9 protein-coding genes and 2 tRNA genes are annotated in these 7,464 nt (G+C 63.4%); 6 read left to right on the forward strand and 5 right to left on the reverse strand.

What is annotated here, in order from left to right; genetic code table 11:
- Together fliD and fliS are read left to right on the forward strand one after the other, a co-directional pair.
- A partial coding sequence (fliD, locus tag ACEW8G_RS13505; RefSeq protein WP_373488928.1) for a flagellar filament capping protein FliD occupies positions 1 to 385 on the forward strand: 385 nt, incomplete at its 5' end.
- 45 nt (positions 386 to 430) lie between these two features.
- A complete protein-coding gene (fliS, locus tag ACEW8G_RS13510; RefSeq protein ID WP_373488929.1) occupies positions 431 to 823 on the forward strand; it encodes a flagellar export chaperone FliS in 393 nt (130 codons plus the stop codon).
- 16 nt (positions 824 to 839) lie between these two features.
- Here fliS and ACEW8G_RS13515 read toward each other — a convergent pair whose 3' ends face one another.
- A complete protein-coding gene (locus ACEW8G_RS13515; RefSeq protein ID WP_373488930.1) occupies positions 840 to 2,075 on the reverse strand; it encodes an NAD(P)/FAD-dependent oxidoreductase in 1,236 nt (411 codons plus the stop codon).
- A 215-nt stretch (positions 2,076 to 2,290) separates the two neighbouring features.
- Between ACEW8G_RS13515 and ACEW8G_RS13520 the strand changes: the two genes are divergently transcribed.
- Positions 2,291 to 2,367 (forward strand) — tRNA-Met (locus tag ACEW8G_RS13520).
- Between the two features lie 39 nt (positions 2,368 to 2,406).
- Here ACEW8G_RS13520 and ACEW8G_RS13525 read toward each other — a convergent pair.
- The 4 genes from ACEW8G_RS13525 to ACEW8G_RS13540 form a co-directional block, all read right to left on the reverse strand.
- Positions 2,407 to 2,643: a DUF1289 domain-containing protein gene (locus tag ACEW8G_RS13525; protein WP_373488931.1), complete on the reverse strand. Its 237-nt coding sequence runs from the start codon at positions 2,641 to 2,643 to the stop codon at positions 2,407 to 2,409.
- Positions 2,607 to 3,578 (reverse strand): oxidoreductase, encoded by a 972-nt coding sequence (locus ACEW8G_RS13530; protein WP_373488932.1) that lies wholly within the window; start codon positions 3,576 to 3,578, stop codon positions 2,607 to 2,609. The genes ACEW8G_RS13525 and ACEW8G_RS13530 overlap by 37 nt, the downstream gene beginning before the upstream one ends.
- Positions 3,579 to 3,607: 29 nt before the next feature.
- Positions 3,608 to 4,723 carry an alanine dehydrogenase gene (gene ald / locus ACEW8G_RS13535; protein ID WP_373488933.1) on the reverse strand — a complete coding sequence of 372 codons (1,116 nt, stop codon included), beginning with the start codon at positions 4,721 to 4,723 and terminating at the stop codon, positions 3,608 to 3,610.
- 85 nt (positions 4,724 to 4,808) lie between these two features.
- Positions 4,809 to 5,705: a peptidylprolyl isomerase gene (locus ACEW8G_RS13540; RefSeq protein ID WP_373488936.1), complete on the reverse strand. Its 897-nt coding sequence runs from the start codon at positions 5,703 to 5,705 to the stop codon at positions 4,809 to 4,811.
- A 143-nt stretch (positions 5,706 to 5,848) separates the two neighbouring features.
- Between ACEW8G_RS13540 and ACEW8G_RS13545 the strand changes: the two genes are divergently transcribed.
- The 3 genes from ACEW8G_RS13545 to ACEW8G_RS13555 form a co-directional block, all read left to right on the forward strand.
- A complete protein-coding gene (locus ACEW8G_RS13545) occupies positions 5,849 to 6,487 on the forward strand; it encodes an adenylate/guanylate cyclase domain-containing protein (protein ID WP_373488934.1) in 639 nt (212 codons plus the stop codon).
- Positions 6,488 to 6,560: 73 nt separating this feature from the next.
- Positions 6,561 to 6,651: transfer RNA gene (locus ACEW8G_RS13550), tRNA-Ser, on the forward strand.
- A 140-nt stretch (positions 6,652 to 6,791) separates the two neighbouring features.
- Positions 6,792 to 7,464: tyrosine-type recombinase/integrase (locus ACEW8G_RS13555; RefSeq protein WP_373488935.1), on the forward strand; the 673-nt coding region annotated here is incomplete at its 3' end.

Genomic DNA, 7,464 nt, shown 5'->3' on the forward strand with positions numbered 1-7,464 from the left:
CGGCGTGCGCACCAACCGCGATGGCACGCTGACGCTCGACAACGCACGGATCGACGCCGCGCTGGCCGCAGATCCCGAAGCGGTTGCAAAAATGCTCGAACCGGCAACGCCCAGCGCCGGCAACCCCGGCCTCGCCAAGGCATTTGAAAATATCCGCACCGCGCTGAAAGCGCCCGACAGCTCGCTGACCGGGGCGCAGAAGCGGTTCAACACGATCGCCACTGATCTGCGCGAGATGCTCGAAAAGGTCGAGGAAGACAGCGCGAAATATCGCGAGCAGCTGCAGGCCACCTTCTCCGCAATGGATCGCCAGCTGACCATCTTGCGCTCAACCCAAAGCTATCTAGACCAGCAAATCCAGGTCTGGTCGGGCAGGAACAACTAACATGACGCGGCGCGCCAACGACGCAGAACGGACAAAGGAACGGTCATGAGCTTCATCACTCCGGCCCGCCGCATGGGCAGTTACAAGGCAGTCGACACCGCCAGCCGGGTCGAGGGTGCCTCACCGCACGCGCTGGTCACGATCCTGTTCGATGAGGTGTTGTTGCGGCTCGATGCGGCGATCCGCCATGCAGAGCGCGGCGAGAGCCCCGCGATGATCCAGGCCCGCGCCCGTGCGTCGGCCATCGTGCTTGCGCTTGAGGAAAGCCTCGATTTTGACAACGGCGGTGAGCTGGCGCTGGCGCTGGCGCGCATCTACCGCGAAGCATCGCGCCGGATCAATCTCGCGATGTCGCCTGACAAGGTCGATAGCCTGAGGTCCGCGCGCCAGATGCTCGCCGAAATCGCCGAAGCCTGGAAGGCGATTGCGCCACGCTGATGGCGTGCAGCAGCACTCAGGCGTGCTCGACCGCCTTGATCGGAACCAGAGGATCGGCAAGCTGCGCAAGGTCGAGCGGAATGCCATCGACAATCGCCTTGCGCCCCTGGACATAATCCTTGGTGGCGTTGACACAATCGAGCGCGATCACCTTGCCGCCGCGCAGATAGATGACCGAAAAGCTGCGGCTGGCCGGATCGCCGCGCACCAGCTCGGCATCATGATCGACCGACAGACCCACGGTCTGCAATCGCAGGTCATACTGGTTTGACCAGAACCACGGCACGGCGGTGTACGGTACTTTGCCGCCCATGATATGGCCCGCCGCGATCTTGGCCTGATCATTGGCGTTCTGCACCGATTCCAGCCGCATCACACCGCCATTGGCAAACGGGTTGGCGTGCGCCGCGCAGTCACCGATGGCATAGACATCGGGCAGGCTGGTGCGGCAGAATTCGTCGACATCCACGCCGTTGCCGCCCGCCGCTCCGGCGAGAATCAGCGGCCCGGTCTGGGGGATGATGCCGATGCCGACGATGACCATGTCCGCCGCAGTCCGGCTGCCATCGGCGCAATGCACCGCGACGGCGCGGTCATCCTCGTCGGTTTCGATGCTCTCGACAAGCGCGCCGGTGCGGATATCGACCCCATGGGCGCGGTGTTCATCCTCAAAAAAGGCCGAGAGCGCAGGGCCGGCCACCCGCGACAGCACCCGGTCAAGCGCCTCGATCAGCGTCACTTGCTTGCCCAGCTTGCGCATCACCGCGGCGGCCTCAAGCCCGATATAGCCGCCGCCGATGATCGCGACCGATTCCACCCCCGGCAGCAGCGCGATGATCTTGTCGACATCGGCGCGGGTGCGCACCGCGAACATGTTTCGCGCCTGCGCGCCGGGACAGGACAGCATGCGCGGCGACCCGCCGGTCGCCCAGATCAACGTGCCATAGCCGGTCGAGGCACCCTGGCTCAGCGCCACGGTCTTTGTAACCGGATCAATCGCTTTGACCCGCTGGCCCAGCTGGAGATCGATGCCGCGCTCGGCCCAGAAGGCTTCGGGGCGCAGCAGAATGCGCTCAAACGGCCTTTCGCCGGCGAGATAGTCCTTTGACAAAGGCGGGCGTTCGTACGGGGGGAAGCGTTCGTCGCCGATCAGCGCCAGCGATCCGGTAAAGCCCATCTGGCGCAAACAAATCGCGGCCTGTGCGCCCGCATGGCCCGCACCAACGATGGCGATGTCATACGCGTCCTGCACTTTGCCGGTTTCCTCATGATCGCCTGTATTGTCTGGCGCCGGTCATTTGGCGGCTACTGTTGCGGAAAACAAGCAAGAAGCGCCCGATGACAGGCAGAGCCGCCCCCTCTCGGGCAAAGCCACAAAGTCAGCGCAATTTGGTTTGACCCAGCGCCGCACGCCAATTATAGGCCGCGTTCTTCGCGCGCCACGATGCCTCGCGCGACAGGCCGGATGGCGGAGTAGCTCAGGTGGTTAGAGCAGCGGAATCATAATCCGCGTGTCGGGGGTTCGAGTCCCTCCTCCGCTACCATGGCGTGCCGATCATACAGTGCAGCCAGAGATACGCGTATCAACTTTGCGTCAGGATCGCCCGTCTCGCGGGGAGGGCCTGGAGGATCGTCTGGCGTCGTGCCACGCTGGCGGTGGACCATTCCGCAATCTCGTCCAGCGTCCGTCCGCATCCTTCGCAAAGGCCAAGCTGATGGTGGATGGTGCAGACGCCGTTGCAAGGCGATGCGACACCTGTATCGCTGCTCGCCATGACCACGCTCATGCGTCGGCGAGCAGCGTTTCGCTCAACGCCCATAGCCGCTCTGCACTGTCAGGGTTGACCGCATGAGGTTCGACGTCGCGGTAGCGCACCGGGTTGTCACCGGCCACCGCAGCAATGTTGCAGTTTTCACAATAGACCCCGCCCTTGCCCTTGAGCAGCGCGCTAGTCGCGGCCCACAGCGTGGTCGTGCAGCCTTGGGTTGGCGATTTGAACATCGCGCGCGCAGCTTCCGCAATCTCGCCCTGCTCGTTCAGCCAGCCCAGCGCGACCATTTCCTCGAGCGGCAGATGGCGTTGCAACGGCGTGACGATGCCGCCGGGGTGGACAGCAAAGGCCATGCCGCCGCTGTCTGCCAGCCGCGTATTGAGCGCGAGCGCAAACAGCGCGTTGGCGGTCTTGGACTGGCCATATGCCCGCCACTTGTCATAGCTGCCATCGGTCCAGTTGGGATCGTCCCAGCGAATGTCGGACAGCTTGTGCCCGGTCGACGACAGCGCCACCACGCGCGCGCCTTCGGTGCGTTGCAGCAAGGGCAGCAGGGTGGTCGCCAGCGCGAAATGGCCGATATGGTTGGTGCCGAACTGCATTTCCCAGCCCGGTCCCACCCGCGCCTCCGGGCAGGCCATCACGCCTGCGTTGTTGATCAGCAGATCAAGCCGGGTGTTGTCCGATGCAAAGCCCAGCGCAAAGCGCCGCACCGATGCGATGTCGGCAAGGTCCATCCACGCGATGCGCACATCGCCAGCGATGCCTGCGAGCGCGGCATTTGCCTTGGCGGTATCGCGCGCGGGAACGGTGACCGATGCCCCCGCCGCCGCCAGCGCCCTCACCGTCTCCAGCCCGATGCCCGAATAGCCGCCGGTGACGATCACATTTCTGGCGGTGAGGTCGATACCGTCAAGCACCTCGTGCGGTTCGCTGTGGCGACCGAAGGGCGATGCGATGGGTGTCTGGTGGGCGGCGATCATTTCCGGGGCTCTCCTGTGCGGCGGCCGCGTCAGGCGAGCGCTTCGTCGAGCGGACAATAGTCATAGCCCAGGTCATCCGCCACTGCCTTGTAGGTGACGCGCCCGTTCCACACGTTTAGCCCGTTGGCAAGGTGCGCATCGGCCCTCAGCGCTTCCTTCCAGCCCATGTTGGCCATGCGCAACATGTGCGGCATGGTGACGTTGTTCAGCGCATAGGTGCTGGTGCGCGCGACTGCGCCGGGCATGTTGGCGACGCAATAATGCACAATGCCATCGACGACATAGGTCGGCTCGGCGTGCGTGGTGGCGTGGCTGGTCTCGAAGCAGCCGCCCTGGTCAATCGCGACATCGACCAGCACCGCGCCGGGGCGCATCGTGCCCAGCATCTCGCGCGTCACCAGCTTGGGGGCGGCCGCGCCGGGGATCAGCACCGCGCCAATCACCAGATCGGCCTCGGCCACGCACTCGGCGACATTGGCGACATTGGCAAAGCGCGTCTTGGCGCGTGCCTCAAAATAATAGCCCAGCCGCTCAAGCACTTCGGGGTTGCGATCTAGGATGGTCACATCCGCGCCAAGCCCTGCGGCCATCTGTGCCGCGTTGAAGCCAACCACGCCGCCGCCGATCACGCAGACGATGCCGGGGGCGACACCGGGCACGCCGCCGAGCAGGATGCCGCGCCCGCCGTGCGCCTTTTCCAGTGCGGTCGCCCCCGCCTGGATCGACATGCGCCCGGCAACCTGGCTCATCGGCTTGAGCAACGGCAAGCCGCCGCTCGCATCGGTGACGGTTTCATAGGCGATGCAGGTCGCCCTGGAGGCGACAAGGTCCCTGGTCTGGTCAGGGTCTGGCGCAAGATGAAGATAGGTGAACAGGATCTGCCCTTCGCGCAGCATCGCGCGCTCGCCTGGCTGCGGTTCCTTGACCTTGACCACCATGTCGCACGCAGCGAAAATCTCTTCGGCGCTATCTTTCAGCGTGACGCCGGCGCGCAGATAGTCCGCATCGCTCTCGCCGATGCCAAGGCCTGCGCCTTTCTGCACCCACACCTCATGGCCGTGCTGCACCAGTTCGCGCGCACTCTCGGGGGTCAGGCCGACGCGATATTCGTGATTCTTGATTTCCTTGACGGTGCCGACGCGCATGACATGCTTCTCCTGCTGGATATTTTCCTCAGCGCCTTAGTCCCGCTGCCAAGTCCGTGCGAGATCAAATTGTTACTTTATTACATTATTGCGTAATTTTCCGAATTGTCACCGGAATGTTGCAAATATCCGCCCCGCCTGCGGGGATATTGAAAAAGGCATCCCTGCGGTTGGCGCGCGCATCGGCGTAACGCGCAAACGATTCGCTCTTGCTGTCGAGATATTCGAAGCGCGGCTGTTCTGCCGGTGGCAGATCGGTTGCAAGCCTGACCGCTCGAATGACGGTGCGGTCCTCGGCTGCCTCATAAAAGCCGAGCGGGCCGGTGCCGCGCGGCAGGCTGGAGAGATGTTCGATGCCATCGATCACTCGCCCGACCAGCGCGATGTTGCGATCCAGATGGCGCGGCGCATGGCCGATCACGGTGTAAAGCTCTGCCCCGCTGCCGGTATCGGGCGACAGGTTGCGGCCGACGCCCACCATGCCGTAACAATGGACCGGCCAGGCATGATCGGCATTCCAGGCGATCGGCCAGCCCGCCATCATGCCATGGTGCGGCGCGTAGGATCCGTTGGCGGCGGGCAGCCATGTCGTAGCCTCGCGGTCGCGCACAGTAAGATAGTCGCTCTCCGGAATCTGCGCGATGCCGTCTGGCAGCGGCTTGGCCTTCGCCTCGTCTTCGCCATCAGGATCGCCCCATTGCACGACGTAATTGTCCTGCACGCGCACAATGGCGGTGCCATCCCACCAGTTCGCCGCCGCCAGCTTGCGGATGTTGCTGACCCATCCGGCGCTGAACTGTGCGGGCATCAGCTGGATAACGACACGGCGCGGCTTGCCCGCCGCATCGGGCGCAAGATCCATCACCAGCATATCCGATGCCGCAATCGCTACCCATGCCTCACGTGGCGCAGCGGCCACGATCTCGCCGGGGGAGGGGTTGGGGGCGGGGTCAGTCGATGCGGCGGGCTGGGCGATGGCCATGCCTGCCGCGCACGATGTTCCGAGCAATGCAAGGGCGATGCAGATAGAAGGTTTTGCCATGGCTGTGCTGATAACACGCGCTTCCGGCTTGCGAAAGCTGTGTGTCTGGGGCAGATTTAAGCTCGGGCGGGGGGGTGAGCGATATGCCATCATCGAACACGCAGGACGACGATCAGCCGCTGGCGATGCGCAACAGCCGCGCCACCCTGACCCGCCTGCTCGACAACATGATCGAAGCGCCGGAAAAGTTGGAAAGCATCACCGGCATCATCCACGCGGTCTTCGGCGAAACACGCGCGATAATGGTGCTGGACATGAGCGGATTTTCGCGCACCACCCAGCGTCTTGGCGTCACCGCATTTCTGTTGATGGTGCACCAGATGAAGCTGCTGGCGATGCCCGCCATCGAGGAGAACGGCGGTCTGCTGATCAAGGCCGAGGCCGACAATCTGTTCTGCCTGTTCGACGAAACCGATGATGCCATTCGGGCATCGCGCGCGATCATGCGCCAGTTGGCCGCGGCCAGCATTATCCTGCCCGAAGAGCGCAGGCTCTATGCCTCGATTGGCATCGGTTACGGTGCGATCCTCAACATCGAGGATGAGGACATCTTCGGCGACGAGATGAACCTGGCGTGCAAGCTGGGCGAGGATATTGCAGATCGCGGCCAGATTTTGCTGACCGAGGCTGCGAAAGCCACGCTGACTTTGACCCGCGTCGAGACGCGGCCCGAACAGATCAGCATTTCCGGCCTGTCGCTGGACTATCACATGGTTGTTTAATCGCCGCGCGCAGGCTTGCGCAGGCCTTGCACGATGCCACGCCAGTCTCTAGGGGGATCGCTTCCAGCAGCGCGGAGCGGTGGCCGAGTGGTCGAAGGCGCACGCCTGGAAAGTGTGTATAGGTCAAAAGCCTATCGTGGGTTCGAATCCCACCCGCTCCGCCAATGCCCTGTTTCCCCCAATACCCATCTAGCCCTAGACCCTTAGAAAACCCTTAGGTTCCTCGGTCTATTGTGTTTCTGTCAGAACCTAGCTAACCCTATGCAACCCGCAATGAGTGTGGGAAAAAATGTGGGATAGCGACATGGCCAAGCTGACAGCAACGGGCATCAAGGCGATTAGAAGCCCAGGACGCTATGGCGACGGCGCGGGGCTGTATTTGCTGGTCACGGGTGCTGGCGCGCGCTCATGGGCCGTTAGGGTGCAAAAAAGCGGCAAGCGGCGGGATATAGGACTAGGCAGCGCGGCCAAGGTGTCATTGGCAGAGGCGCGCGTCAAAGCGGCCAAGGTGCGCTCACAAGTGGAAGCGGGTATCGATCCGGTTGCCGAGCGGCGCAAGGCGGCTGGTATTCCTTCTTTCAGGAATGCCGCTGCGCTGGTCCATGCAGAGGCCAAGGCAGGCTGGCGCAATGGCAAGCACAACAAGCAATGGCTGTCGTCGCTCGAGCTGCACGCCTTCCCGGCGATAGGCGACGTATCGGTATCGGAACTTGACGGGCCGATGGTTCGCGACGTGCTGGCAGCTATCTGGCTGACGCGGCCGGAAACCGCGCGGCGGGTGAGGCAGCGCATCGCATCGATTGTCGATTGGGCAACAGCCAAGGGCTATCGCGCGGCTCCCCTGCCAATGGCGACAATCAATCGCGCGCTCCCCAAACAGAAGCGGTCTGACAAGCATCATGCCGCAATGGCCTTTGCTGACGTCCCGGCATTCATGACCGATCTGCGGGCAAAGGTGTCGGTTAGTCGGCTGGCGC

Source organism: Blastomonas sp., assembly GCF_041747255.1.
Lineage (GTDB): Bacteria > Pseudomonadota > Alphaproteobacteria > Sphingomonadales > Sphingomonadaceae > Blastomonas.